1 protein-coding gene is annotated in these 736 nt (G+C 49.2%); it reads left to right on the top strand.

What is annotated here, in order from left to right; genetic code table 11:
* Positions 1-37 precede the first annotated feature (37 nt).
* Positions 38-736 (top strand): multidrug resistance efflux transporter family protein (locus tag ACS8FC_RS17185; RefSeq protein ID WP_439297676.1); only part of this gene is annotated, 699 nt, incomplete at its 3' end.

Genomic DNA, 736 nt, shown 5'->3' with positions numbered 1-736 from the left:
AAATCCATATACAGGCACGTACTTTCAAGGAGGAAACATGATTCGGCTGATCTTACTGGGGCTATTATCAGGTGCGTTTTTTAGCTCAACCTTTGTATTAAATGAGCTGATGAGCGCTGCTGGTGGGCATTGGTTTTGGTCAGCAAGCCTGCGCTATGTCTTTATGCTATTGCTATTGACAGCGATGATTGGTGTTCAGCATGGCGTAGGGCGGATCGGTGAGCTATGGGCGATCTTTCGGCAGCATATAGGGTTCTGGTGCATTACTGGTAGTATTGGCTTCGGCGTGTTTTATACTGGCATCTGTTACGCAGGTGATCACGCCAGTGGTTGGGTCGTAGCGGCGACCTTTATGTTTACCGTCGTGACCAGTTTGCTTGTCTTACTAGCATTTGGGCAACGCTTTGACAAAAAATTCATTTTTTATGCGTTGATTGTCTTTGTTGGCGTGGTACTGGTCAACGTCAGTGAAGGTTTGCACGCACCTAGTGATGCCCATGCCATACCGCTGACGCAAATGCTACTGTATGGCGCGCTGCCAGCACTGATCGCGGCGTTTAGCTACCCTATTGGCAATCAGTTGGTGTGGCAGGCCTCTTACAATGCGAAACAGCATAAAGCTAGACACCAAGATAGGCATCAAGATAGTGAGCACCACTCGCAGCCGATGCGTGCAGAAACAGCGCTATTGGCCAGTGCTCACGATGATTCGAGCGCTCTTAGTGAGCATGGCATC

This window comes from Psychrobacter sp. 1Y4, assembly GCF_051847555.1.
The sequence above is the reverse complement of the archived record's forward strand: the minus strand, read 5'-3'. Positions and strand labels throughout refer to the sequence as shown.